This window comes from Paraburkholderia sp. (genome assembly GCF_035501035.1).
Classification (GTDB): Bacteria; Pseudomonadota; Gammaproteobacteria; order Burkholderiales; family Burkholderiaceae; genus Paraburkholderia.
This window is the reverse complement of the sequence record NZ_DATJWR010000293.1, coordinates 1-26,094: the sequence shown is the minus strand read 5'-3', so window position 1 is coordinate 26,094 and position 26,094 is coordinate 1. Positions and strand designations below refer to the sequence as shown.

At 65.7% G+C, this 26,094-nt stretch carries 21 protein-coding genes, 1 tRNA gene and 1 pseudogene; 9 read left to right on the top strand and 14 right to left on the bottom strand.

Annotated features, from left to right (window positions below; translation table 11 throughout):
• Window positions 1–6: 6 nt before the first annotated feature.
• The 3 genes from VMJ11_RS21800 to VMJ11_RS21790 all read right to left on the bottom strand — a co-directional run bounded on the left by VMJ11_RS21800 (window position 7) and on the right by VMJ11_RS21790 (window position 5,648).
• Window positions 7–1,164: an acyl-CoA dehydrogenase family protein gene (locus tag VMJ11_RS21800; protein WP_325621659.1), complete on the bottom strand. Its 1,158-nt coding sequence runs from the start codon at window positions 1,162–1,164 to the stop codon at window positions 7–9.
• 71 nt (window positions 1,165–1,235) lie between these two features.
• The gene (locus VMJ11_RS21795; RefSeq protein WP_325621657.1) at window positions 1,236–2,768 is read right to left on the bottom strand and encodes a class I adenylate-forming enzyme family protein; all 1,533 of its coding nucleotides are present in this window, start codon (window positions 2,766–2,768) and stop codon (window positions 1,236–1,238) included.
• Between the two features lie 549 nt (window positions 2,769–3,317).
• Window positions 3,318–5,648, bottom strand: coding sequence for a cytochrome P450/oxidoreductase (locus tag VMJ11_RS21790; RefSeq protein WP_325621655.1), 2,331 nt, complete (start codon window positions 5,646–5,648; stop codon window positions 3,318–3,320).
• Between the two features lie 161 nt (window positions 5,649–5,809).
• Here VMJ11_RS21790 and VMJ11_RS21785 point away from each other — a divergent pair, with 161 nt between their 5' ends.
• A complete protein-coding gene (locus VMJ11_RS21785) occupies window positions 5,810–6,679 on the top strand; it encodes an IclR family transcriptional regulator (RefSeq protein ID WP_414694445.1) in 870 nt (289 codons plus the stop codon).
• A gap of 140 nt (window positions 6,680–6,819) precedes the next feature.
• Window positions 6,820–8,220: an NYN domain-containing protein gene (locus VMJ11_RS21780; RefSeq protein ID WP_325621651.1), complete on the top strand. Its 1,401-nt coding sequence runs from the start codon at window positions 6,820–6,822 to the stop codon at window positions 8,218–8,220.
• Window positions 8,221–8,464: 244 nt separating this feature from the next.
• On the opposite strand, the pseudogene VMJ11_RS21775 reads toward VMJ11_RS21780, so the two are convergent.
• The 9 genes and pseudogenes from VMJ11_RS21775 to VMJ11_RS21735 form a co-directional block, all read right to left on the bottom strand.
• Window positions 8,465–8,734: pseudogene (locus VMJ11_RS21775) on the bottom strand (hypothetical protein); the annotation flags it as partial.
• Window positions 8,735–8,795: 61 nt separating this feature from the next.
• Complete coding sequence (locus VMJ11_RS21770; RefSeq protein WP_325621649.1) at window positions 8,796–9,602, bottom strand: hypothetical protein; 807 nt, start codon at window positions 9,600–9,602, stop codon at window positions 8,796–8,798.
• Window positions 9,599–9,745, bottom strand: coding sequence for a hypothetical protein (locus VMJ11_RS21765; RefSeq protein WP_325621647.1), 147 nt, complete (start codon window positions 9,743–9,745; stop codon window positions 9,599–9,601). The genes VMJ11_RS21770 and VMJ11_RS21765 overlap by 4 nt, the downstream gene beginning before the upstream one ends.
• A gap of 12 nt (window positions 9,746–9,757) precedes the next feature.
• Window positions 9,758–10,345, bottom strand: coding sequence for a LutC/YkgG family protein (locus VMJ11_RS21760; RefSeq protein ID WP_325621645.1), 588 nt, complete (start codon window positions 10,343–10,345; stop codon window positions 9,758–9,760).
• Entirely contained in the window at window positions 10,332–11,726 is a 1,395-nt protein-coding gene (locus VMJ11_RS21755) for a lactate utilization protein B (protein ID WP_325621643.1), read from the bottom strand. The genes VMJ11_RS21760 and VMJ11_RS21755 overlap by 14 nt, the downstream gene beginning before the upstream one ends.
• Window positions 11,723–12,466: a (Fe-S)-binding protein gene (locus tag VMJ11_RS21750; protein WP_325621641.1), complete on the bottom strand. Its 744-nt coding sequence runs from the start codon at window positions 12,464–12,466 to the stop codon at window positions 11,723–11,725. Before VMJ11_RS21750 ends, VMJ11_RS21755 begins: the two co-directional genes overlap by 4 nt.
• A gap of 137 nt (window positions 12,467–12,603) precedes the next feature.
• Window positions 12,604–13,818, bottom strand: coding sequence for a porin (locus tag VMJ11_RS21745; protein WP_325621639.1), 1,215 nt, complete (start codon window positions 13,816–13,818; stop codon window positions 12,604–12,606).
• Window positions 13,819–13,948: 130 nt separating this feature from the next.
• Window positions 13,949–15,412, bottom strand: coding sequence for an APC family permease (locus VMJ11_RS21740; RefSeq protein WP_325621637.1), 1,464 nt, complete (start codon window positions 15,410–15,412; stop codon window positions 13,949–13,951).
• A gap of 316 nt (window positions 15,413–15,728) precedes the next feature.
• Window positions 15,729–16,745, bottom strand: coding sequence for an AraC family transcriptional regulator (locus VMJ11_RS21735; RefSeq protein ID WP_325621636.1), 1,017 nt, complete (start codon window positions 16,743–16,745; stop codon window positions 15,729–15,731).
• A gap of 219 nt (window positions 16,746–16,964) precedes the next feature.
• Here VMJ11_RS21735 and VMJ11_RS21730 point away from each other — a divergent pair, with 219 nt between their 5' ends.
• The 5 genes from VMJ11_RS21730 (at window position 16,965) to crcB (ending at window position 23,024) form a co-directional block, all read left to right on the top strand.
• A complete protein-coding gene (locus VMJ11_RS21730; protein ID WP_325621634.1) occupies window positions 16,965–18,947 on the top strand; it encodes a primary-amine oxidase in 1,983 nt (660 codons plus the stop codon).
• A 7-nt stretch (window positions 18,948–18,954) separates the two neighbouring features.
• Window positions 18,955–19,968, top strand: a complete 1,014-nt coding sequence (locus VMJ11_RS21725; RefSeq protein WP_325621632.1) for a hypothetical protein — start codon at window positions 18,955–18,957, stop codon at window positions 19,966–19,968.
• A 48-nt stretch (window positions 19,969–20,016) separates the two neighbouring features.
• Window positions 20,017–21,495, top strand: coding sequence for a phenylacetaldehyde dehydrogenase StyD (gene styD, locus VMJ11_RS21720; protein WP_414694444.1), 1,479 nt, complete (start codon window positions 20,017–20,019; stop codon window positions 21,493–21,495).
• Window positions 21,496–21,698: 203 nt separating this feature from the next.
• Complete coding sequence (locus VMJ11_RS21715; protein ID WP_325621630.1) at window positions 21,699–22,445, top strand: SDR family oxidoreductase; 747 nt, start codon at window positions 21,699–21,701, stop codon at window positions 22,443–22,445.
• A gap of 198 nt (window positions 22,446–22,643) precedes the next feature.
• On the top strand, window positions 22,644–23,024 hold the full coding sequence (crcB, locus tag VMJ11_RS21710) for a fluoride efflux transporter CrcB (protein ID WP_325621628.1): 381 nt from the start codon (window positions 22,644–22,646) through the stop codon (window positions 23,022–23,024).
• A gap of 95 nt (window positions 23,025–23,119) precedes the next feature.
• Here crcB and cfa read toward each other — a convergent pair whose 3' ends face one another.
• On the bottom strand, window positions 23,120–24,289 hold the full coding sequence (gene cfa, locus VMJ11_RS21705) for a cyclopropane fatty acyl phospholipid synthase (RefSeq protein WP_325621626.1): 1,170 nt from the start codon (window positions 24,287–24,289) through the stop codon (window positions 23,120–23,122).
• 276 nt (window positions 24,290–24,565) lie between these two features.
• Here cfa and VMJ11_RS21700 point away from each other — a divergent pair, with 276 nt between their 5' ends.
• Window positions 24,566–24,982 carry an HIT family protein gene (locus VMJ11_RS21700; RefSeq protein WP_325621624.1) on the top strand — a complete coding sequence of 139 codons (417 nt, stop codon included), beginning with the start codon at window positions 24,566–24,568 and terminating at the stop codon, window positions 24,980–24,982.
• A 68-nt stretch (window positions 24,983–25,050) separates the two neighbouring features.
• On the opposite strand, the gene VMJ11_RS21695 is transcribed toward VMJ11_RS21700, so the two are convergent.
• Window positions 25,051–25,722: a nitroreductase gene (locus VMJ11_RS21695; protein WP_325621622.1), complete on the bottom strand. Its 672-nt coding sequence runs from the start codon at window positions 25,720–25,722 to the stop codon at window positions 25,051–25,053.
• A gap of 281 nt (window positions 25,723–26,003) precedes the next feature.
• Between VMJ11_RS21695 and VMJ11_RS21690 the strand changes: the two genes are divergently transcribed.
• A tRNA-Ser gene (locus VMJ11_RS21690) sits at window positions 26,004–26,094 on the top strand.

Sequence of the window (26,094 nt, the reverse complement as noted above, 5' to 3'; positions counted from 1 at the left end):
TCTGCCTCAGCGCCCGCCCGCCGCGCGAATCATGTTGCGCGCGATGACGATCTGCTGAATCTGGCTCGTGCCCTCGTAGATGCGGAAAATGCGCACGTCGCGATAGAAGCGCTCGATTCCGTACTCCGACATATAGCCCGCACCACCAAAGATCTGCACTGCGCGATCCGCCACGCGACCGCACATCTCCGAGGCGAACAGCTTCGCGCACGCGGCCTCGGTGCTCACGTTCTGGCCTTCGTCGCGGCGGCGCGCCGCGTCGAGCACCATGCAGCGCGCGGCATAGAGCTCGGTCTGGCTGTCGGCGAGCATGGCCTGCACGAGCTGGAATTCGGCGATCTTCTCGCCGAACTGCTCGCGCTCCATCGCATAGCGTAGCGCATCGTCGAGCATGCGCTGCGCCACGCCCACGCAGATCGCCGCGATATGAATGCGCCCCTTGTCGAGCACCTTCATCGCCGTCTTGAAGCCCACGCCCTCCTTGCCGCCGATGATGTTCTCGGCCGGCACCCGCACGTCCTCGAAAATCACGTCGCAAGTATGCGCGCCGCGCTGGCCCATCTTTTTGTCGCGTCGGCCGAAGCTGATGCCCGGCGTTTTCGCGTCGACGATGAACGAGGTGATGCCGCCGGCGCGCGGCTCGTCGGGGTTGGTGCGCGCCATGAGCGTGAACATGCCGGCCTGCGGCGCGTTCGTGATGAAGCGCTTCGTGCCGTTCACGACATAATGGTCGCCTCGGCGCTCGGCGCGCGTCTTGATCGAAGCGGCATCCGAGCCCGCGCCCGGTTCCGTGAGCGCGAAGCTTGCGATGATCTCACCGCTCGCCAGCTTCGGCAGCCACTTCGCCTTCTGTTGCTCGGTGCCGTCGATCACGATGCCCTGCGAGCCGATACCCACCGTCGTGCCGATGACCGAGCGAAACGCGGGCGAAGTCTTGCCGAGCTCGAACATCACGAGGACTTCTTCCTCCATCGTGAGATCGAGGCCGCCATATTGCTCCGGTATGGTCAGACCGAAGAGGCCCATCGACTTCATGTCGTCGACGATATCGGCCGGAATTTCATCGGTTTCGGCCACGCGCTCTTCGTTCGGCACGAGACGCTCGCGCACGAAGCGCGCGACGTTGTCGAGCAGAACGTTCATCGTTTCCTGGTCGCGAATCATGGTGTATGCCCTGCAATCGTTGATCGGGCGGCGCGGCGCCGCCCGTGGGGAGATGAAGCCTGACGCCGCGCTCAGCGCGAGCGCACGGCGCGTTTGGCCATTTCGCGCAGCGGCTGCTTCTGCAGCTTGCCGCTCGCGGTGGTTGGAATCACGTCGATCGTCACGATCTCGGCGGGCCGCTTGTAGGGCGAGAGGCGTTCGCTCAGGTAGTGGGCAAGGTCGGCGACATCGATCGTCGCGCCTTCCTTCGCTTCGACGAAGGCCACGACTTCCTCGTTGCCTTCGGCGTCGCGCCGCCCCACCACGGCGCTCTGGCGCACCGATGCGTAAGCGTTGATGACCGATTCGACCTCGATGGGATAGACATTGAAGCCCGAACGGATGATCAGATCCTTCGAGCGGCCCACGATGAAGAGCGCGCCGTCCGCATCGAGCCGCCCGAGGTCACCGGTCTTGAGCCAGCCCTCGGCGTCGAGCACTTCGGCGGTGAGGCCCGGCTCGCGATAGTAGCCATGCATGACGCCGGGGCCGCGCACCCAGAGCTCGCCGGCCTCGCCGCGCGGGAGGTCTCGGCCGTCCGGCCCGACCACGCGCAGCTCGGCGCCCTCGACGATCTCGCCCGAAGAGACGTCCTTGCGCGGACGATCCATGCGCGTGATGAACAGCGAGCCCGCGTACTCGGTCATGCCGTAGCCGTGATGCAGCGGCATGCCGAAGAGCGCTTCGACCTGCTGCTTGAGTGTGGGATCGAGCGGACCGCCGCCCGTGTAGAGATAGCGCAGGCGCGGCGCATGCACGGCGCCGCCATGCTCGCGCACATAGGCGACGATGCGCGTGAAGAGCGTGGGCACGCCCTGAAGGATCGAGATCTCGGAGGCGCCGAGCGCCTTCACGACTTCCTCCGCCGAAAAACGTGCCGCCAGATGCAGGCTCGCGCCCGCCTCGAACGTGGCGAGCAAAAGCGTGGCTAGGCCGAAGATATGCGACATCGGCATGACCGCGTAGGCGCAGTCGGCCTGTGTCATGTCGCGCGAAGTGGCCGAAACGTGCGCGAAGTGCAGGAGGCCGCGATGCGTCGCCATCACGCCCTTGGGCTGGCCCGTGGTGCCCGACGTGTAGATGAGCACCGCGACCTCGTGCGCGAGCGATTCGCTCTCGCGCGCGGTGCGCAGATCGGGGTCGGCCATCATCAGCGGCCCGAGTCCGGCCGGTTCGATTTCGCGTGCGCGATAGCGCATGCCATGGCGCAGCGCGTCGGGCGACGCGCCGTGCGTGAACAGCATGAGACGCGGCCCGCAATGCGCGCGGATCGCTTCGATCTCGCGCTCGGAGAGCCGCGCGTTGACCACGGCCGGCCACGCGCCGATTTCCGAAAGCGCGAACAGCAGCGTCACCACGGCCGAGCAGTTTTCGGCCACGATGAGCACGCGGTCACCCACGTCCACGCCCTGCTCGCGCAGAAAGCGCTGCGCCTTTTCGACGTTGCTCCAAAGCTGCCCGAAGCCGGTCTCCACTGCGTTTTCGCGTATCGCCACGGCCTCGGGCGATACCTGCGCCCAGTGCCGCACGATGTCGCTGATCTTGCGCGCCGCTCGCCTCACCACCGTCACCTCCTGTCTTGGCCCTTACCCTGCGTGCGGCGCACCGTGGCGCGCCGCATCGCGACAGGTAGCAGTGTGGTGGAGGCGCGGCTCCCCAACAATTCGTTTTCGGTAAAGCCGGCGTTCGTCTGCCCGGAAGTCTGAATTCTCCCCGATGGCCGAGGCTTCCAGACGTTTATCGTCTCGTTCCGGGGCGCGCGCCGCCGCCATGTCCATGCGGGCGGCGCACCTTGGCCTGTGCGGCCATGCGCAGGCGCCGCCGCCAGTCACTCCATCTGCGTCGCCGCACGCTCGCCTCCCATCGCTTCCGTGACGCGCGCAGCGCCCTGATTCGCTCGACGTATCGCCAGGACGCCCGCGCGCGAGGCGCAAGCCGCTACCACTGCCGCGAGAAAGTGCGACACAGATGACCGTTGCAAATGCGACAGCGCGCATCGCGCGAGCAGTTGATACGGACCGACCCCGCTTTCGTCGGCGACGCCAATGATCGCCACCATCGTTTTCATGCCATGTCTACCATCGTTTTTTATCGCCCCGATCGTGCCGCGAACGCTACAGTTCGAGCGTCAACCGGCCGCCTTTCGCGCGCGAGCAGCAGGTCATCATGCGCGACTGCGTCTCGCGCTCGGCGCGCGTGAGCACCACGTCGCGGTGGTCGATCTCGCCCGCGAGCACGCGCACCTCGCACGAGCCGCACAGGCCTTCCTCGCAATCGCTTTGCACGTCGATGTTCGCGCGGCGCAGCGCGTCGAGCACGGTCTGGTCGGCGGCCACGTTGAGCACGAGCCCCGAGTCCTTCAGTTCGACCTCGAATGAGCGCTCCCGCGAGGGGTCGAGCTTGCCCGCGCTCGCGGCGAAATGCTCGACGCGCAGTGCGTCCTCGGGCCACGCCTCGCTGCACGCCTCTAGCGCTTCGAGCATGCGCGCGGGGCCGCAGGCGTACACGCGCGTGCGCTCGTCCACACGCAGCGCCGCGAAGTCGTTGCGCGTGCCTTCTTCCGAAACATGCAGATGGAGGCGCTCGCCGTGCAACTGCGCGAGTTCGTCGATGAGCGCCATCATGCTGCGCGAACGACCACTGTAGTGCAGTTCGTAGTCGATGCCGAGTTCTCGGGCGCGGCGCGCCATGGCGCTCACCGGCGTGATGCCGATGCCGCCCGCAATGAAGATCGCGCGGCGCCCTTCCTCGTCGAGCCGGAAGTGATTGCGCGGGCCGCGAATCTTCAGGCGCATCCCGGCGCGCAGCGTCTCGTGGATCCATGCCGAACCGCCGCGGCTTTCCGTTTCGCGCAACACGGCGATCTCGAACGCCGCGGTGTCGGCGGGGTCGCCGCACAGCGAGTATTGGCGCGAGATGCCCGTATCACCGCACTCCACGTCGATGTGCGCGCCCGGCGCCCAGCGCGGCAGCGCGCCGCCATCGGGCGCGACAAGACGCAGGCGCACAATGCCCACGGCTGCGGCGTCGATGCGCTCGACCATCACCGGCCGCGAAAGCGCATGTGCAGAAGGCTCGCCGATGCGCACCGGCATGTGCGCGCCGAGCAAGGCCGGGTTCGTGCGCTCCGGGTTTTGCGCCGGGTCCCACGCTACGAAGAGATGTTCAGGACCCCGGAACGAAGTATTGGGAACATACGTGAACTTCTGGTCCGCGAGGCGCATATGCGGCAAGCGGCGCGTGAATTCCTCGAGAAAGATCTGCATCTCCATGCGCGCGAGATTCTTGCCCATGCATTGATGCGAACCGTAGCCAAACGTGACATGGTCGCTCGCGTTGTCGCGGCGGATGTCGAACAGGTCGGCGTCTGCGAAATGGCGCTCGTCGTGATTCGCCGACGAGGTCACGATGAGGAGCTTCGAACCCGCAGGAATGTCGATGCCGCCGATCTGCACGTCCTTCGTCGCAAGGCGCCGCCAGGCGGCCACCGAACCATTGTGGCGCAGACACTCTTCCACCGCGTTCGGAATCAGGCTCGGGTCCTCGCAGAGCTCGCGCCACGCCTGCGGGTGCTGCAGCAGCAGCTTCATCGCGTTGGCCGTGGCGTTGGCCGTGGTTTCGTGCGCCGCCACGATGCCGGCCATCATCATCGAATGCAGATAGGAGTCCGTGACGACTTCCGGGTGTTCCTTCTGCTTGCGGATGCCGTACTGCATCCAGCCCGGGCCGTCGGGATTCTGGCGCATCTTCTCGAGCACCTTGCCCGCGAACTGCCAGAAGTTGCCCACCGCGTGCGCGACTTCCACCTGCTCTTCGGGGCGCGGCCGTCCCCACGTGTTGACCGTGTGCGCGATCGAATACTTGCGCAGCAGGTCCATGTCCTCCTCGGGCACACCGAGGAAATGCAGGGCCACGGTGAGCGGCACTTCCCACAGGATCTGGTCGACGAGATCGGCACGGCCTGCGTCGATGAAGCGGTCCACGTATTCGCGCGTGAGACGCCGCACCATCGGTTCGTGGTGCTTCAGATGTTCCGGCGTGAACGGCTCCATCAGCACGCGCCGGCGCGGCATGTGCGCGGGCTCGTCTTCGTTCACGAGCGTGCGGTTCAGCGCGAAACCGTACGACGCGAGCACGGCGTTCGCCTCGGGCCCCGTGGGCGTGATCTTTTCGAGCGCGATAGACGGCGAAAACGTGAGGTTGTCGCGAAAGATCGCCTTGATGTCGTCGTAGCGCGTGACCACCCAGTAGCCGAGTTGCGGGCTGTAGAACACCGGCTCCTGTTCGCGCGCCCAGCGCACGTACTCGGGCGGGTCCTGCTGGTAGCCGTCGCTGAAGGGGTCGAATGCGGCGGCGTTCTCGCTGACCGGACAGCGCGGCGCGCTCGCTCCCGCTCCGTGGGGAAACGGGCAGCGGCCGGCTTGCTGTGAGGGTGTCTCGCTCATGGGCATCTCCTGCATCCTGCATTGCATTTTGCGTAACTCTAGTACGCATTGCGTAATCCAGAGATTGGGGTTAACGTGCAAGCACGGTCGGCGCTGCGCCCCGCCTACGCGCCCTAAAATCCCGCATGACCCCAACCGACTCCCCCGCGCCCCCGCCCAGCATGGAAAGCAAGAAAACGTCCCGCAGCGTCCCCGCCGCGAAAACTGCGAAAACCGCGAAACCCCCGGCAGCCGCGGCGGCCGCGCCGCGCGAGCGACGCCAGCGCGTGCAGTCCGCGCAAACGGGCATGGCCGTGCTGAAGGGCCTCGCCCGTCTTGGCGGGCGCGCGAGCCTCTCGGGCCTCGCCGCGTGCGTGGGCGAGAGTCCCGCGAAGGTGCATCGCTATCTCGTGAGTCTGATCGAGGAAGGGCTCGTCGCCCAGGACACGGCCACACAGCAATATCTGCTCGGCGCCGAGGCGATGATGATCGGCGTGGCCGCCATGCGCCAGGCCGACCCCGTGCGTATTGCGGAGCCCGCGCTCGTGCGCTTGCGCGAAGCGCTCGAAGTCACGTCGTTCGTCGCGGTCATGGGCAACAAGGGGCCCACGATCATCCGCTTCGAGGAACCGGGGCTGCCCGTGACAGTCAACGTGCGGGTGGGGTCGGTCATGTCGCTGCTATGGTCGGCGACGGGGCGCGTGTTTCTCGGCCTGCTAGACGACACACGCGTGCTCGCGCAGGCCGAAGACGAACTCGCGCAGGCCGATGCATCGTTGCTCGCGCAACTGAGTGCCAGCGATCCGATCGGCACGCTGCGCCGCGAGGTGCAGCGCGAGCGCTGCGCGAGCGTGCGCGACACGAATCTCAAGGGGATCAGCGCCGTCTCGGCGCCGCTCTTCGATCACACCGGCAAGCTCTGCGCCGTGCTCACGGCGCTCGGCGCGACGGGCGGCTTCGATGCCTCGCCCGAGGGCCCGATCGGGCGCGCGCTGCGCCGCGAAGCCGATGCCGCAAGTGCGCTGCTGGGCTACCGGCCGGGCGCCGCTTAATACGCGGCGAGCGCCCCCGCGTTTCGCCGCACGGCGTGCGCAAAACGACTGCTTCGCGAGCGAGCGTCGTGCTTTTCCGCCCCACGGGGCGCGAACGGCTATCATGTGCATTCGAACTGTAGATGGAACGAACGAATCACATGGCCTCCCCCCAGGAAAACGTCAGCATGGCGGTGTTCTGCGACTTCGAGAACGTCGCGCTCGGCGTACGCGACGCGAAGATCGACCGCTTCGATATCAAGCCCGTGCTAGAGCGGCTCTTGCTCAAAGGCAGCATCGTCGTGAAAAAGGCCTATTGCGACTGGGATCGCTACAAGGCCTTCAAGGCGGCCATGCACGAGGCGAGCTTCGAGCTCATCGAGATTCCGCACGTGAGGCAGTCCGGCAAGAACTCCGCCGATATCCGCCTCGTCGTGGACGCGCTCGACCTCTGCTATACGAAGTCGCACGTCGATACCTTCGTGATCGTGAGTGGCGACTCCGACTTCTCGCCGCTCGTCTCGAAGCTGCGCGAGAACGCCAAGAAGGTGATAGGCGTGGGCGTGAAGCACTCCACGTCCGACCTGCTCGTCGCCAACTGCGACGAATTCATCTTTTACGACGACCTCGTGCGTGACCTGGTGCGCGAGCAGCAGGCGCAAGGCAGGGGCAAAGGCAAGGCCGAAGGCGGCGCGAAGCGTCAAGCCGGCGAGGAGCGGCAGCCCAAGCAGGACGGCGACGAGCGCAAGTCGAAGGCCGTCGCGCTCGCCATCGAGACGCTCGACGCCCTCGTGCTGGAGCGCGGCGAGAGCGGCAAGATCTGGGCGTCGGTGCTGAAAAGCGCCATCAAGCGCCGCCGGCCCGACTTCAACGAAACGCGCTACGGCTTTCGTGCGTTCGGCAATCTACTGGACGAAGCGCAGTCGCGCGGCCTGCTCGAAGTGGGACGCGACGAGAAGTCGGGAACGTGGGTGTCGCGGCTGAACCCGCCGCCCCTGGTCGCGAGTTCCTCAGCCGCCGCACCGGCAGCGCAGGAAGGCGCCGTGGCGCGTGCCGAGGAGCCGCGTTCGAAGCGCAAGGGTCGCCGCAATGGCCGCGGTGGCGGCGCGGCTCAGGAAATGCGCGAAGCAGCGGCCGAACACGCCGCCGAAGTGCAGACCGAGATTGCGTTCGAGCCCGCCGAAGCTGCCACGCACGCAAGGCATGCGCACGAAGCGCCGCCGCCCTTCTTCGCCGAGCCGTTCGAAGCGCACGAGCCTGCCCATTCGCGGCATGAGACACACGCCACGGCCCAGTCCGTGAACATCGAGGCCGAGCCCGAACCGCTCGCAGATAGGGACGCCGCGCCGGCCGCGCCCACCCGGGCACGCAAGACGACCACGCGCAAGAGCCCGGCGCGCAAGAAGGCTACGAAGAAAACGGCCGCTCCGCATGCCGACATGCAGGCTGACATGCACGCTGAACCGGCACCCGCCGACGAAGCGCCGGCCGCGCCCGCCGCAAAGAAGGCGCCCGCGCGTACACGCCGCGCACGCAGCAAGGCAGCAGCCGAAGAAAATTGAGTCGCGCGAGGCGCGCCGCTTGCCGCGCGCCTCACTCGTCGCCGAAAGGATTCGGAGGCCGCTTGCCCGGCTCCGCCTGCGCGTCGCCACCTGCGGGCTTCGCATCGCCGAAAGGATTGGCAGCGCCGGACGGTCTGGCGCCGCTGAAAGGGTTCCCCGCTGGCGCGGGTTTCGAGCCGCCGAACGGATTCTCCGCGGCAGCGCGCTTCGTGCCGCCGACCGGGTCGCGCGCGTCTTGCGCCAGGTCGGCCTCGGGCTCCTCGGCTTCGTCGGGGGCCTGCGCGAGGTTGTATTCGGCCTGCACCTGCGCGAGCACGCGCGCGATGCTCGCCTCGAATCCGGCGGCGTTGCCAAAGTGCTGGATCGTCCAGTTGCAGCCGCTGCGATCGGGCGCTTGCCGTTGCGGGCGCGGCACGCCGATCTTCACGCCGTCTTCGAGCACTTCCTGCAGCCGGTGAATGCGCCGGTGCACCTCCTCCTGCAAGCGCGAAGCATTGAGCGTCTTGCGCAACATTGCGAATCTCCTTTCCTGTGCGTATCACGTCGCGCGAGTCTAACGCAGCGCGCGCGTGACGTTAGCTGGCCGGCAAGTTCATGTGATCGAGCGCTTCGCGCATCGAATCGCTTGGCACCACGAGTTGCCCCGTAAACGGCGTGTCGAGATCGGCGATCACATAGACAGCCGACGAGATCGACACGGCGCCCAGCACAATCAGCACCATCGCGAGCGCATTATGCGGCGCGACGAGGCCGAAGCTCAGGAAGATCAGGATCAGCCAGAGTGCAAGCATCGTGAAGAACGGCCGCGAGATCGTGCCGTGGGCTTCCTCGATGAGTCGCCAGCGCGTGTCCGTCACGCGGCCGAACAGTTGCGACAGCGTGCCGGCGAGCGTCTGATGGTAGGCGTCGTGGGGCGCGAGCCTGTCTATCTCGTGCCCCACCGAGTCGAGCAGCGCGCCGAGCGGCCGGCTTTCGAGATCGTCGTTGCTCACGGCGGGGTCATGCGGATAGTAGTTACCGGGCGGCGGCTTCTCCTGCGTCCACGTCGAAGCGATAGCGCCTGCCGTGTAAGCGCGCAGCAGCGTGCGCGCCGAAGCCGCGTCGGGGCCGTAATCACGCAGACGCTGGTCGAGCTGGATCAGGTCGGCGGCGTACGCGCGCATGTCGTTGGTCGCCGTATCGAAACTCGCTTTCGCGGACGCGGTGAGCAAGCTCAGCACCAGCGCCGCGAACGTCACCAGCATGCCGATCACCAGTTGCACGAGCTGCACCGTTTCGTGCTTGCGATGCTCCTCGGGCAGTAGCGGCCGCAACAGCACGCCAAGCCCCGTGCCGCCGAGCAACAGCACGAACACGAGCAAGGCAGACTCGATCTCGGTCATGACGACGGCCTCCGGCCCTCCCCGCTCACGAGACGGATGCCGCCGCGCGCGACGCCCCATGCGGCAAGCCGCATCGATCCGGAAATCGACCCGCGTCGCTTCGCCAGCAGGAAACCGCTCAGGAAGGGGATGGGGATGACCATCGCGTGTCGCCGTCACGGCACCGGCAGCCACACCACCGTCAGCGATCGCACGCCTTGCGCGCCCTGGATCAGCACGCCCTCGATATCGGCCGTCGCAGAGGGCCCCGTCACGAGCACTGCGTAGCGTGCGCCGCGAAAATCGTCGCGCCGGTACGCGTCCTGCAGCCCCGCCACCAGTTGCCTCGGATCGAGCAGCACCACGAGATGCTGCACGAGGTAGCCGAGCGCGTTCACCACGTACTCGCGCTCGCTGAACCACACCGAGCCCGTTTCCGCCACGCCGAAGCGCGCGCGCACCACGCCCACGTCGACGTCTTCGAGCGAGGCCGGCTTCGTGTCGGCAGTGATCTCGCGCGTGCCCTCGACCTCGGGCGTGGCCGAGGCGATGCGCGCCTCGCTGCCGAACCGCTGCAAGATCCATGCGCGCACATCGGCAGCCGTTTCCACCTGCGCCTCGCCGCCGCCCATCAGCTTGAGCGCGGCGCCAAAGCGTTCGCGCAGATCGCCGGCGGGCGCCGCGAATAGTGGCACTTCGGGCAGCGGTTCGTGCGCGGGCTGCGCGGCGCGCACGCGCGCGAGAAACGCTTCACGATCCGCCATTGCCGCCTCCCTTGCGGTTCTTCCGGTACCACGCATGGAACGTGGTGTGCGGCACGTGCGGCAGATCGCGCTGCTTGCCCCAGATGTTGAGCGGGTTGTAGAGCATGAAGTTAGGCATGCGCCGCAGCGCACCTTCGAGCGACGCCACCGCGCCGCGATAAAGCGTCGGACTGCCGAGCAATCGCCCCGCCATCTTCAGCACTTCCTGCTTCACGAACGGCAATTCGTGCTGCGCTGCGATCACCTGCCGCCACTGGTAGATCTGCTCGTGGATATTAATCTTCACCGGGCACACATTCGTGCAGCTGCCGTTGAGCGTCGAGGCGAACGGCAACGCGCTGAAGCGCTTGAGATCGAAGGTGGGATTGATGATCGCGCCGATCGGCCCCGCATAGGTGCTGCCGTACGAGAGGCCGCCGCTGCGCCGGTACACGGGGCACGTATTCATGCACGCGCCACAGCGGATGCACTTGAGCGAATACCAGAACTCGGGCATCGCGAGACGCTCGGCGCGGCCGTTGTCGACGAGCACGAAGTGCACTTCCGCACCCGGCCGCGGCGCGCGGAAATGCGAGGTGTATTGCGTGATCGGCGAGCCGAGCGCGCTGCGCGAGAGCATGCGGATGAAGACGCCAAGATCGGAAACGCGCGGAATCAGCTTCTCGATGCCCATCGAAACGATGTGCAGCGGCGGCACGTTCGCGGAAAGGTCGGCGTTGCCTTCATTGGTACACACCACCACCGTGCCGGTCTCGGCCACCGCGAAATTGCAGCCGGTCATGCCCGCCGTCTTCTCGCGCACGAACCATGGCCGCGTGTTCATGCGCTGGCTCTCGGCCAGATAGTGGATGTCGTTGTTGTGCGGATCGGTGCCGATGGTGCGGCCGAAAACCTCGGCCACGTCGTCGCGCAGCTTGTGCACGGCGGGCACGACGATATGGCTCGGCGGCTGCCGGTCGAGCTGCTGGATGCGCTCGCCCAGGTCTGTCTCCATGACCGAGATGCCGCGCGATTCCAGATACGGGCGCATATCGCACTCGTCGGTGAGCATCGACTTGCTCTTCACGAGCGCTGTCATGCCACGTTCATGCAGGATGCGATAGACGGTTTCGTTGTGCTCCTCGGCCGTATCCGCGAAATGCACCTGCACGCCGTTGGCCTCGGCCACGCGCGTGAACTGATCGAGGTAGTCGGCAAGATGCGAGAGCGTGTGCGCCTTGATCTGCGAGGCAAGCGTGCGCAGGGTTTCCCATTCGGGTATGGCATGCGCCTGCGCGTCGCGCTTCGAGCGCAAGTCCCAGAGCCGCTTGTCGTGAAAGGCCACGTGCTCGGGCCGCGAGAGAAACGCCCCGGCGAGCTTGGCGTGTTCGACGCGCTTCATTCGCGCGCTCCGTTGAGCACCTGGGCAATGTGGATGAAGCGGATGTCCGCGTTCATGCGCTCGGCGCAGCCCTGCTGGTGCATGAGGCAGGACATGTCGGCCGAAACGATGTACTGCGCGCCCGCGCTCACGTGATCGACCACCTTGTCCTGGCCCATGCGCACCGAAACCGCTTCTTCGGTCACCGCGAAGGTGCCGCCGAAGCCGCAGCATTCGTCGGGGCGTGCGGGTTTCACGAACTCGATGCCCTTCACGCGTTCGAGCAGCGCGAGCGGCTTCGAGAACACCGGACCGGCGATTTCCGAAACGGAAGCTTCGTGCAGATGGCGCAGCGCGCTGCAACTATTGTGCAAGCCCACGCGCCAGGGGAACTCCGCCCACGGGAAGTCTTGCGCGTGGAGCACGTCGTGCAGGAACTCGACCAGCTCATACGTGCTCTCGCGAACCTTGCCTACCTCCTCGGTCTGCTCGATCGCGTTGAAGTGGTCGCGCACATGGTTCACGCAACTCGCGGAAGGCCCGACGATATAGTCGTAGCCCGCAAAGGCGCGCGCGAACACACGCTCCGCGCCGGCCGCCTCGGCCTGCGCGCCGCTGTTGGCCATGGGCTGGCCGCAGCAGGTCTGCTCGAGCGGATAGTCGACCTCGCAGCCAAAGCGCTCCAGTAGTTCGAGCGTCGCGATGCCGACTTCGGGGTAGAACGCGTCGATGAAGCAAGGGACGAAGAGGGCGACTTTCATGCACAGGCTCACGCGAAAAGCGGACCCGACCATTCTACTGCCGAACCGCGCGAGCGTCCCGTCGGCGTGTCCGCGCCTCGCCCGCCCCCTCCTCACCCGTAATGCCGCACCGCGTCATGCCTGCGGCGGCCTTCCTCCTAGAAGTTGTGGCGGATTCCCGCAATCACGGCAAGCTGCTTGTCGTTGTCCGAGTTCACGAGGTTCGGGATCTGCGCGAGATTCTGCGTCGCACCCGTTGCCGGATCGATGCCGAGTCCCGCGCCCGACGACTTCTGCCCGATCGCCACCGCATAGAGGGCCGTGCGCTTCGAGAGGCTGTAGACCGCGCCCAGGTTGATCTGATGCAGCCGCGTGGATGATCCGCCACTCGGCTGCGCGTCGTTGAAGATGTACGCGAAGCCGAACTGCAGCGCTGGCGAGTATTGCCACGACGTATTCAGCTCGGCAATGTCGAATGAGATGTCCGCGCCTTGCGGCCGTGCGGCATCCGCGAAATAAAGGCTCTGTGAAAGGCGCGTATGCGTGTACGTGAGCCCCACCGTGACCTTGTCGAACGCGTACGAGCCGCCTGCGCCGAAAATGCTCAGACGCTGCGCGTTTTGTAGTTCGCAGTACGATGCACCAGGATTCGCGCAGCTGAAGTCGCCGATATACCCGCTCTCCCCTCCAAGCGCCGCCTGCAGCGGATTGCGCAATTCGAGGTAGCCGGCCGAGAGCGAAACCGGGCCGTTTGCGTAGTTCGCCGCCAACGACCAGCCGCGATTCTGCGCGAAGTTGCCCGCCACGCCGCCGAAGCTGAAGAGGCCGCCAATCGTGAAGCCTCCGAAGCTCGGGCTCACGTACTTGATCGAGTTGTTGAAGTTGAAGGCTTCGTTGAGGTTGTCCACGTCGCCGAAATGCGACCCGTAGAGCGTCGCCCAGTTGTTGCTCGAGACGTAGGCGCCCAGATTGTCCGAGAACGGATCGTACTGGCGGCCCAGCGTGAGCGTGCCGTAGCGGCTGTTCGCAACGCCCACCCAGGCATTGCGGTTGAAGAGCGTGCCGCCTTGCAGCAGCGCGCCGTTCTGCGACAAGAAGCTGTTTTCCAGCGTGAAGTTCACGCTCGTGCCGCCGCCGATGTCTTCGCTGCCGGTGAGCCCCCAGCGCGAAGGCACGAGGTTGCCGCCGCCCAGTTGCCAGTTCGCGTGGCCGCTCGTGCTGCCGTCGGCGTGCGTCACCTGCTGGTTGGTGGAATAAACGAGGCCCACGTCCATCGTGCCGTAAAGCGTGACCGAAGATTGTGCGTGGGCGCCCGCCGCGAGGGCGCAGGAAGCCAGCGCAAGCGCTGTGCGCTTGACGATTTGCTCTGTCATGTCGTTGTCTTTCGATGTGAGGAGGATCGCGCCGCTGCAAACGTGGAGCGCGCGACCGGAGCGCGGCGCGCCTCGCGCGCCGCCCGCCTGGAAGCTTCGGGATACTGCGTGGATTGCGAAGCGCGCGGCCTTACTGGCCGAAGCGCGCGTAGATGTCCGGGCGCGAACGCTTGAGCACGAGCGCGATCGCCACGCCGGTGAGCGCCACCGCAAGCACGACCCACGGGAACGCGTGCACGATGGGGCTATCGGAGCCAGAAAGCGCGTCGAGGTTGCCGATCAGCACGATGGCTATCGCGAGGAGCCCGCAACCGCCCAGCACGGGCGCGAGCCGCGAGTGCCAAAGACGCGTGTCCTTTTTCGTGGCATGGAAGTATGCCGCCACCGAGAAGCTCGTCACGGCCTGCAGCATGGCGATGCCGATGGTGCCGAGCGCCGAGGTCCAGCTGAACACGATATTGAACGGATCACTGCCTGCGACCACGAAGAGACCCACCGGAACGGCAACCGAGAGCGTTTGCAGATAGCTCGCGAGATACGGCGAGCCGAACTTCGGATGCAGGCGGTCGAGCACGGCCGGCAAGATGCCTTCGCCAGAAAGCGCGTGGATGTAGCGCACGATCGTGTTGTGAAACGACAGCAGGCTCGCGAAGATGCTGGAGAGCAGCAGGAAACTCATCGTCGTCGTCATCGCGCTGCCGAGGTACTTCGTCGACTGGATGAACCAGAAGTCGCCCGGCTGCTTCGTCGCCACATCGACCACGTTGTTGATGCCGTAGGCACAAACGATCGTCCAGGTCACGAAGGCAAAGAACACGAGGATCAGCGTGACCGAAAGATAGGTGGCGCGCGGCACCGTCACCTTCGGATTGCGGCACTCCTTGCCATAGATCGCCGTGGCCTCGAAACCGATGAACGATGCGAGCGCGAACATCACCGCGATGCCGAGGTGCCCGCTAAACACATGGTGCGGCGAGAACGGCGCGAGCGTGAGGCCTTCCGGGCCACCGTGGTGAATCACGATCGCGAGGCTCAGCACGAGCAGGATGCCGAGTTCGAGGCACATGAGCACGCCGAGCAGGCGGCTGTTCAGGTCGATGCCCCGAATGCCGGTGAACTGCACGATGGCAATGCACACCAACGAATACACATACCAGGGCATGGCGGCGTGCAAAAACGGCCCGAGCACCACTGTGCAGAAAAAGCCGAAGAGTCCATAGAGCGCGATCTGGATGCTCGTATACGAGAGCAGCGCGACGAGCGCGCCGCCCATGCCGGCAGGACGGCCGAAGCCCGCGGTGATGTACGCATAGAACGCACCTGCGCGCACGATGTGCCGGCTCATCGAAGCGAAGCCGACGCTGAAAACGAGCAGCACCGCGCCCGCAATGACGAACGCACCCGGCACGCCCGCGCCATTGCCAAGGCTGATGGCGGGCGGCACCGCGCCCAGCATGCCCGTGAGGGGCGCCGCCGCGGAAATGACGAGAAAGACGATTTGCCAGAGCCCGAGCAGGCTGCGGCCCGGCGCTATTGCGGCTTCCACCGCCGCGCCATCTCCTGCAAGGTGAATGGGGGAATACGGTTCGTTCATCGTTACCTCTGCTGGTGCCTTTTTTGGGTTCGCCATGCGACACGATGAACAATCGCGTGCCTCTGGCGCTCTTGACGAATCGAATTGCCCGATTCGATTTGAGCGCATGGTAGGCAGCTAATAAATTCGCCGACCTGGCGCAACGCGCCAAATATTCGATAAATTGCGCCAGGCTGGAGCGGGTTTTCACTTAATGCCATCGCGCGTGGCCGACATTAACTTCGGCATCCTGATTAATTGCGCGCGAGGAACCGAGCCACTTGTCCACCCCACATACTTACCAATTCCAATCAATCTACTTTCACATTCATTTACGTCAACGCGTTCGCCTGGTGCCCGCGCGGCTCCAGTTCCGCGTTGCACGCCACAGCACGGTGGCGTCTGCGTAGCCCACGGCGCGGGCCACGGCCGCGTTGGTCATGCCCTCCTGTTCGCGCAGCACCGCCACGCTGCGCTCGCGCTCCTCGCGAATGATCTGCCGCACCGACGTGCCCGCTTCGGCGAGATGGCGCTGCAGGGATCGATCGGAAAGCCCGAGATCCTTCGCGATGTCGGCGACCACCAGCTTCTCGCGCGCGAGCCTGCGCGTGACGAGGTCGCGCACCTGGTCCACGAGCGAATGCGGCAGCGTATCGCGCGAAATGAGGTCGGTGGCGTGGCGCTCCATCATGCGCGCCATCTGCACGTCGGCGCTCTTGAGCGGGGCGTCGAGGTCATGCGGATGAAGGATCACGCCGCTCGCCGGCTGCTGGAAACGCACCGGCACGCGAAAAATGCGCATGTAGGGCTTCAGGTCCGCAGGCGCCGCGTGCTCGAAATGGATCTCGACCGGCGTCCACGCCGCGCCGCGCACCTGGCGGATCATGTGGCACATCGCGGAGACGCTGTACTCGGCATCCTGGCGGCGCGGCCAGATCTGCGTGTGCGCAATGCGATAGCTCCACATCGGCCATGCGTTGTCGCGCACGAGATCGACAGCCGTCCCGCTCTGCCACGAGCCGAGCACATCGGTGAACTTACGCATGGCCGAGCCGAGCGTGGGCGACGACATGAACACGAGTCCTGCCGGCCCCAATTCGATGAGCTGCATCTCCGCGCCGAGGCGCAGCCCGAGAAACGGCTCGTCGAGCACCTGCGCCGCGCGTTCGAACGCGCCCACATAACGCCCCAGCGCGACGATTTCATAGGGATTGGAAAGCTGCCGGCGGCTCAGGCCGAACTCGGCCAGCAATGCATCGCAGTCCGCACCAGCGGCGTCGAGCGCACGCATGATGGGACCCATCACGGCCCCCCGAATCATCGGAAAACCACTATTGACAGGCACTCTATTCATGTCTCGCTCCATTGGGCCTGCTTGCGACGACGCGGCTTCAAACCATCGATCGTCTCTGGCGCACTCTATCGCCCCTTTGGCGCGTTTTGCAAGCGCGAAAAAAAACCAGCGTTTCTACGATCTGGACCATCGACATCGCGAAGGCAGGCACAGTTTTCCTGACCCTTTTCATGCCGTGACTCGCGATGTTGCGTCCAACGCCACCTTTACGAAACGCCTATGAACACGAACCCGAATGCGCATCCGCTCGACCCGTTGAGCCTCGCCGAAATGCAGCTCGCTTGCGACATCGTGAAGGCCGCTGAGCAGCTCGATGAATATGGGCGCTTTCCCGTGACCGAACTGATGGAACCACCCAAGGCCGAAGTGCTCGCGTACCGACCCGGCGTCTACTATTCGCGCCGCGCCTTCGTCATCGCGATCGACCGCACGCGCAGCCAGACGCTGGAATTGGTCGTGGATCTGCGCGAAAAGAAGGTGGAGTCACGCAAGGCGCTCGCGCTGCAAAGCGCCCCTTACGGGCAGCCTCCCGTGATGATCGAAGACTTCATGAACGCCGAGCGCATCGTGAAGGAAGACGCCGCATGGCGCGAGGCCATCAAGAAGCGCGGCCTCACCGACAGCGACCTCGAACGCGTGCAGGTCGATCCGTTCTCGGCGGGTGCCTTCGACCGTCCGAACGAAAACGGCCGCCGCCTCGTGCGCTGCGTGAGCTACTACCGCGAATCGCTCACGGACAACGGCTATGCGCATCCGATCGAAGGCGTGGTCGCCGTGGTGGACCTGCTCGCGCACAAGGTGATCGAACTGATCGACGATGGCCGCATCATCCCCATCCCGCGCGCGAAGCACAACTACGACACACCGAGTCTCGGCGAGCCGCGCAGCACGGTCAAACCGCTCTCGATCAGCCAGCCCGAAGGTCCGAGCTTCACGATAGACGGCTGGCAGGTTAGTTGGCAGAACTGGAAATTCCGCGTGGGCTTCACGCCGCGCGAGGGGCTCGTGCTGCACCAGATCACATGGGATGACGGCAAGAGCGCACCGCGCCCAATCATCTATCGTGCTAGCGTGACCGAGATGTGCGTGCCCTACTCGGACCCGACCACGAACCACTACTGGAAGAGCGCATTCGACGCGGGCGAATACGGCCTCGGCAAGCTCGCGAACCAGCTCGAACTGGGCTGCGACTGCCTCGGCACGATCCGCTATTTCGACATTCCGTCCGCCGACGATTTCGGCAACGGCTTCACGATGAAGAACGCCGTGTGCCTGCACGAAGAGGACTACGGGACGCTCTGGAAGCACTACGAGTTCCGCACTGGCGTGTTCGAGATGCGCCGCTCGCGCCGCCTCGTGATCTCGTTCTTCGCGACCGTTGGCAACTACGACTACGGCTTTTACTGGTACTTCTATCAGGACGGCACGATCCAGCTCGAGTGCAAGCTCACGGGCATCGTTCAAACCTCGGCGGTCGCGGACGGTGACACGTATCCGTGGGGCGGCATGATCACCGAAAACCTCGGCGGCCCGACGCATCAGCACTTCTTCAACGCGCGGCTGCACATGATGGTGGACGGCGAGAAGAACGCCGTCACCGAGCATGAGTTCGTACCGCGCCCCATGGGCGCCGATAACCCGTACGGCAACGTGTTCGATACGACGAAACGCGTGCTGAAGACAGAGCAGGAAGCGGCGCGCAACGCCAACGGCCGGACCGGACGCTACTGGAAGGTCGTGAACCCGAACGTGAAGAACCGTGTGGGCGCGAATCCGGGCTACAAGCTCATCATCAACGACTCGCCGCTCATGCTCGCCGATCCGGGTTCGAAGGTGCGCCAGCGCGGCGGCTTCGCGACGCGCCACGTTTGGGTCACGCCGTACGACACGACGCAGCGCTACGCGAGCGGCGACTATCCGAACCAGCACGCGGGCGGCGACGGGCTGCCCCGCTACATCGAAGCGAACCGCAACGTGGAAAACGAGGACATCGTGCTGTGGCACAGCTTCGGCCATACGCACGTATGCAAGCCCGAGGATTTCCCGGTGATGCCGGTGGAGTACGCGGGCTTCATGCTCAAGCCCAACAACTTCTTTTACGGCAATCCGGCGATGGACCTGCCGGGCGGGCGCGATCCGCATAGCGTGCAGGACGGTGGGCCGGCGCCCGAAGCGCAGTCGTGCTGCCACGGCAAGCAGTGAGCGAGCGATGATGCTGCGCGCGCGCCGCCCTGCCGTGATGCATGCCTTGCGCGCACTCTCGCTCTGGAGTGCGTTCACGGGCGGCGCGAGCGCGCTTGCCGCGGGCGCAATGCTCGCGGCGATGCAGGCAGGGCCATCGTTGGCTGTATTCGCAGCGAGCGCGCTCAGCTTGCTTGCGATGGTGCTGGTTCCTGCCGCGCTAGCCAGGCGTTTCGCCACGCGAGCCACCGTACCGGTTGCAAGCGCCCTCGTTCTCACGATGGCGGCGATGAGCGCGGGCTCGGCCGCGGCGCGCGCAGGCGTAAGCGGCGCGGCGGCACCGCTCGCGCTGGGCGGCATCGCCCTTCTCGCCGCTGCGTGGCAGCACTTGCGGCGTGACGCGATTGCGCAATCGGAACATGATGCGCACGCAACGACACCTCGGCCGGCCACACGCGTCATTGAGCGGGGTTGGCGCAACAACGTGTGGGTCGTCGCGCCTGCACTGCTTGCGGGAGTCTCCAGCGGCGTGCTCGCGCGTTTCCAGTTCTTCGCAATCTGCGGAGGCGGGCCGGCCTCTGCGGCACATGTTGCGGCGTCACTCGCCGTGGTGATGGTTGCAGGCTGGCTCGCCGAACGCGTCGATCAACGGCACGCGCTGCTTGCGTTCTTCGTGCTGCGTGGCGCACTGCTCGCTGCCCTCACGCTCGACGCGCTCGCGCCCTGGGCCGCGCTTGCCGCGCCGGCTTTCGCCGTGCTCGATTACCTGACGCTCCCGACGCTCATGCGCGGCGGCCGCGGGGCGCGTGCCTCGCAAGCGGGCTGCCCCGGCTTCGCACACCATGCGGGCATGCTCGCGGGTGCGGCCCTTGCCACGACATCATGGGGCTTCGGCCAGGGCTTCTACATGCTGTTCCTCGTGGGCGGCGCTCTCAACCTCGCCTGCGCGTTCGCGCTCGCCATTCCACGCGCTGCAGGCACACACGCGCACTTCTCCGCTTCGCCTGCCCTCGCCATGGGAAGTGTGACCGACCTTCGCTGAAACATTCGCAAACAAACATTCGTAGGACTACCGAAAACAGGAGACGGTATGGACCGGCAAGACTTTACGCACACGATCCGCACGCAGATGTTCGTCGACGGACGCTTTACCGAGAGCGGCAACGGCCGCACGTTCGCCATATTCAATCCCGCCACGGGCGCGCAGATCGCCCAGGTGCCCGACGCGACCGACACCGATATCGACGCCGCCGTCACCGCCGCGCGCCGCGCGTTCGAAGCAGATAGCTGGCGCCGCCTGCCGCCCGCTGCGCGCGAGCGCCTGCTCCTCAAGCTCGCCGATCTCGTCGAGCAGCACGGCGACGAACTCGCCGCGCTCGAAACGCTCAACCAGGGCAAGCTGCTGGGCTTCTCGAAGACGCTCGAAGTAGGCGGCAGCGTGCAATGGCTGCGCTACATGGCCGGCTGGGCGACCAAGATCGAGGGCAGCACCGTGGATCTCTCGCTCGCGTTCCCGCCCGGCGTGCGCTACAACGCCTCGACGCGCCGTGTGCCCGCAGGCGTGGTCGCCGCGATCGTGCCGTGGAATTTCCCGCTGCTGATGGCCGTGTGGAAGATCGCGCCCGCGCTCGCCTGCGGCTGCACCGTCGTGCTCAAACCCGCCGAAGAAACGCCGCTCACCGCCGTTCGCCTCGCGGAGCTCGCTCACGAAGCCGGCTTTCCGCCGGGCGTGTTCAACGTCGTGACGGGCCAGGGCGAAACCGCGGGCGCAGCGCTCGTGCGCCACCCGCAGGTGGACAAAGTCACCTTCACGGGCTCGACCGAAGTGGGTCGCATCATCGGCAAGCAGTGCGCGAGCGACCTCAAGCGCGTGTCGCTGGAGCTGGGCGGCAAGAGCCCGGTAATCGTGCTCGACGACTGCGATCCGCAGCGGGCGATCGAAGGCGCGGCCGGCGCAATCTTCTTCAATCACGGACAGGTCTGCACGGCGGGCTCGCGCCTGTATGTGCCGCGCGCGCGTTACGAAGAAATCGTCGCGGGCATCGCCCAGGTCGCCCGCTCGACCGTACTCGGCTCCGGGTTCGACGCGGCCACGCAGATGGGCCCGCTCGTTTCCGCGCGTCATCGGGCCAAGGTCGCCGGCATGATCGCGCAAAGTCGCGCGGAGGGCGGCGAGATCGTCGCGGGCGGCGGCGACGGCGATCGCCCGGGCTTCTTCGTCGAGCCCACCGTGATCTCGAACGCCGCCAACAAACCGCTTACCGTCGTGCGCGAAGAGGTGTTCGGGCCGGTGCTCGTCGCCATGCCGTACGACGACGTGGAAGAAGCCATCGCGGCAGCGAATGCTTCGGAGTACGGACTGGGCGCCAGCGTGTGGACGAATCAGCTCGATCGCGCGCTGCGTGTGGTGGACGGCGTTCAGGCCGGCACCGTGTGGGTGAATACGCACAACATGGTCGATCCCGCGCTGCCCTTCGGCGGTTTCAAGGCCTCCGGCATTGGCCGTGAACACGGCCGCGCGATCATCGACGCCTACACGGAGACAAAATCCGTCTGCATCGCCTACTGAGCGCGTTCAGCGCGGTATGCGCGCCAAGTTCCATGCGCAACGCGCAATGCCATGCGGCGCGCGGCGACGTTCTCAAACGTACACGCGCGCGGCATGATTGTTAATCGAAATGGAATGATGAAGCCCGGCGGCACCCGATGATGGCCGCCGCCCTTTCGTTCATGATCGACCCCGTTCTCACTACCAACGCAAGGGTCACGATCATGAACGCATCCACAAATTCGCGCGGCGTCGCCATCGTTACGGGCGCCTCGCGCGGCATTGGCGCCGCCATCGCCGAACGCCTCGCGCGCGATGGCTACGCCGTCGCCGTCAACTATGCCTCGAGCAGCGCTCAAGCCGAGGCGCTGGTCGCGAAGATCGTGGCGGCCGGCGGCCGCGCCATTTCCGTCAAGGCCAACATCGCGAACGCCGACGAAGTGCGTCAGCTCTTCGAAACCACCACCGGACAGCTCGGCCGGCCCACGGTGCTCGTGAACAACGCGGGCATCATGAAGACGGTCACGATTGCCGAATCGACCGACGCCCTCTACGACGAGACCTTCGACATCAACGTGCGCGGCACGCTCAACACGCTGCGCGAAGCCGCAACGAAGCTCGCGGACGGCGGCCGCGTGATCAACTTTTCGACCTCCGTGCTCGCCATGAATCTGCCCGGCTATGGCCTCTACACGGCGAGCAAGGCCGCCGTGGAAGCGATCACGCGCGTATTCGCACGCGAGTTGCGCGGGCGCTCCATTAGCGTGAATGCGGTGGCGCCGGGGCCGGTGGCAACGGCGCTGTTCCTCGACGGCAAGACCGAGGAGCAGATCAGCCAGTTCGCGGACATGCCGCCGCTGCAGCGCCTCGGCGAACCCGAGGACATCGCTGGGCTCGTGGCGTTCCTCGCCGGCCCGGACGGCGGCTGGGTCAATGGCCAGGTGATGCGCGCGAACGGCGGCATCGTCTGAGGCACCGCTCGCGCGGGATTCATGGCAGACCATGGAGCGTCAGCGGCCAACTGTGGCACGGAACCGACCCACCCCGGCCGGTGCTACACTCCGTGCTCGCAAATAGCACAAACAGGCGCAAACAGGTGCAAACGGGCACGAACGCGGGCCGGCCGGCTCGCGCGCCGGCCCCTATTGCGCCCTCAACCACTCCTAACCATGTATCTGTCCATCCTCGCCGTCGGCATTGGCGGCGCGCTCGGTTCGCTGTTGCGCTGGGTTCTCGGCCTGCGTCTGAATGCGGTGTATCCCTCGATCCCGCTCGGCACGCTTGCGGCGAACGTCATAGCGGGCTACATCATCGGCGTTGCCGTCGCATTCTTCGCGCGCGTGCCGCAACTCGCCCCCGAATGGCGCCTCTTCGTCATCACCGGCCTGATGGGCGGCCTCTCCACGTTCTCGACCTTTTCCGCCGAGGTCGTTTCGCATCTGCAGCACGGGCGCTTCGGCTGGGCCGCGGGCGAGATCGCCATCCACGTGTGTGCCTCGGTCGTCATGACGATCCTCGGCATTGCAACCGTCTCGGCACTCATGCGATAAGAAAACGGCCGTGTTCGCTTGCGCGAAACGCGGCCGCATCGTCGGCTTGCGGGTTATCCGGCTCCTGGTTGGGCTAGTGGGCCGTCAAGCCAGAATCAGGCCGAAGCAGGACGCTGGTAGCCACCCGGCAGGCCATTCTTCGAAAACACCCACTGCCAGAGCTGAATGTCGCGCGCGCGAAACGCCCCGGCACACGAGAGCAGGTAGTAGCGCCACATACGGTAGAAGCGCTCGCCCATCTGCGCCTTGAAACGCGGCCACGCGGCCTCGAAATTCGCATGCCACGCCATCAGCGTGCGGTCGTAGTCGGCGCCGAAATTGTGCAGGTCCTCGGTGACGAAGAGGCCACCCGAGGCGTCCGCGATCTGGCCGATCGTCGGCAGCTCGCCGTTCGGGAAGATGTATTTGTCGATCCACGGGTCGGGCGTGGTGTCGCGGCGGTTCTTGCCGATCGTGTGGAGTACGAAGAGACCGTCGTCGGCGAGACAGCGCTGCGCCACTTCCATGTAGGTGCGATAGTTCTTCGCGCCCACGTGCTCGAACATGCCCACGCTCGCGATGCGGTCGAATTTCTCGTCGAGCAGGCGATAGTCCTGCAGGCGGAACTCGACGGGGAGGCCCTTGCAGCGCTCGGCGCCCAGTGCGGCCTGCTCCTTAGAGATCGTCACGCCTACGCACGTCACGCCATAGCGTTCGGCCGCGAACTTCATGAGGCTGCCCCAGCCGCAGCCGATGTCGAGCAGACGCATGCGAGGCTTGAGCCCCAACTTGCGGCAGATGAGATCGAGCTTGGCCTCCTGCGCCTCGTCCAGCGTCTTCGCCCCACCCGACCAGTAGCCGCATGTGTAGGTCATGCGCTTGTCGAGCATCGCCTCGTAGAATTCGTTGCCGATGTCGTAATGCTGCTGGCCCACTTTCCACGCGCGGCGCACGGTCTGTCGATTCATGAGACGCGCCTTGAGCGCATGGAAAACGAGCCGGGCGGGACCGATCTGATCGTCGAGGTGAGCGCGCAGCACGTGCGCAAAGAATTCATCGAGTTGATCGCAGTCCCACTGGCCGTCCATGTAGGCTTCGCCGAGGCCGAGATTGCCGAGCGCCAGCACGCGCTCGAGCACGAGCGGGTCATGTATGCGCATGTCCCACGGCCGGGTGCCGTTGAGCTTCACGTCCGCGCGGCCCAGTAGCTGGGCTGCGAAACGCCCGGCCCCTGAAGCGGTAGCCTCGCGGGCGGGTTGGGCTGCTTCGAGATCGGTTGTTGCCATACGTGCTCCGTGTAGACCGGAGTTGGCCTGTCGACCCGAGTCAGGACTTTGGCGCCGACCCCGGTCCCACAGCGCCTTACTCCGGTCCGATGCAAGAGGTTGCTGTCAAGACGGTCGTCGTCGCGCTCGCTGCGAGAGGCTCTATGATGCACCTGCTTCAAAAAACGTGCAGGCACCCGCACAGCGCCCCCGTGACCAGGCCATAATCGCAAACTCGACAGAACTCGCATCGGTCAGCGGGCGCGAGCAGCGCCGCCCTGGCCGGAGACACTCACCATGGCCTACGACGACAAGAACATCTTCGCGCGCATCCTGCGCGGCGAAGCCCCCTGCATCAAGGTGTACGAGGACGAGACGACGCTCGCGATCATGGACGTGATGCCGCAATCCGAAGGCCACGTGCTCGTGCTGCCGAAGGAATCCGCCGAGCTCATTTACGATCTTTCACCGGAGGCGGGCGCCGCCGCGCTGGCGACGGTGCAGAAGGTAGCGGCCGCCGTACGCAAAGTGCTCGCGCCCGAAGGCCTGCTGATCGCGCAATTCAACGGCGCCGCCGCGGGGCAGACCGTGCCGCACGTGCACTTTCACGTGATCCCGCGCCGCGCGGGCGAAGAACTGCGGCCGCACGCGCGCGAGATGGCGGACATGGCGCAACTCGAAGCGCTGGCCGCGCGCATTCGCGCTGCGCTGTAAACACTTGGTAATATTGGGCACCCCGCCCTGCGGAAAGCGGGCCACGTTGAATTCCGCTGGGATGCTGCTCAGATGCCATCGAACTGCACGAACTCATCGAGCGGCACACGCGCGGAGCGCCACTGGTTGATGGGCGCGCCGGGGTCCTCGTAACCGATCGCCATGCCGCAAAAAAGCATGCGCTCGCGCGGCAACGCAAGAAACTCGCCGACAGTCTGCGCATAGCGCGCCCAGCATTCCTGCGGGCAGCTATGCAGGCCGGCTTCGCGCAACAACAACATGACCGTTTGCAGGAACATGCCGAGGTCGGCCCACTGCGGCGGCCCCATCTGGCGATCCACGCTGCAAAAAAGCGCAAGCGGCGCGTCGAATAGCGCGTAGTTGCGCGCGAACTGCCTCAACCGGCCCGCTCGATCTTCTCGCGTGACATCGATGCTGCGGTACAGATCCTCGCCCACTTGATAGCGGCGGTCACGATACGGCGAGGTCAACTCGCGCGGATAGATGTCGTATTCCATCGTCTCGCCCTCAGGCGCCTGCGCAATGCGCGCGGCCATGATCGCCTTGAGCGCGGCGAGCGACTCGCCGCCTACGACGTGGATATGCCACGGCTGAAGATTGCCCCCCGAGGGCGCGCGCGCCGCGGTATCGAGCACACGGCGGATCACGGCGGAATCGACGGGATCGGGCAGAAACTGACGCACGGACTTGCGGCTGGTGACGGCTTCGCTGACCTTCAAGCGGATTCTCCTCGATGGATCGAGACAGCATTATCGGCGAGCCATCGAGCGCCTGCCGACGCCGGCCTTGCATTGCAGCGACAAGTGTCACGAGTTCTGCGATGCAAGGCCGGCGTGGTGGCTGCAAGGCGGGTGAGGCAACGACAGGAAAGCCCGGCCAGGCTGGGGCGAACGCAATCTGCTTTGCCATGCGGGGGACTTTTGAAAACGCGCAGCCTTGCTGGGTACGGCTAGACGGCTTTCCCCTGCCGCGCGGACTCTGCTATAATTCGCCTCCCACCGGAGAGATGGATGAGCGGTTTAAGTCGCACGCCTGGAAAGCGTGTATAGGTTAATAGCCTATCGGGGGTTCGAATCCCCCTCTCTCCGCCA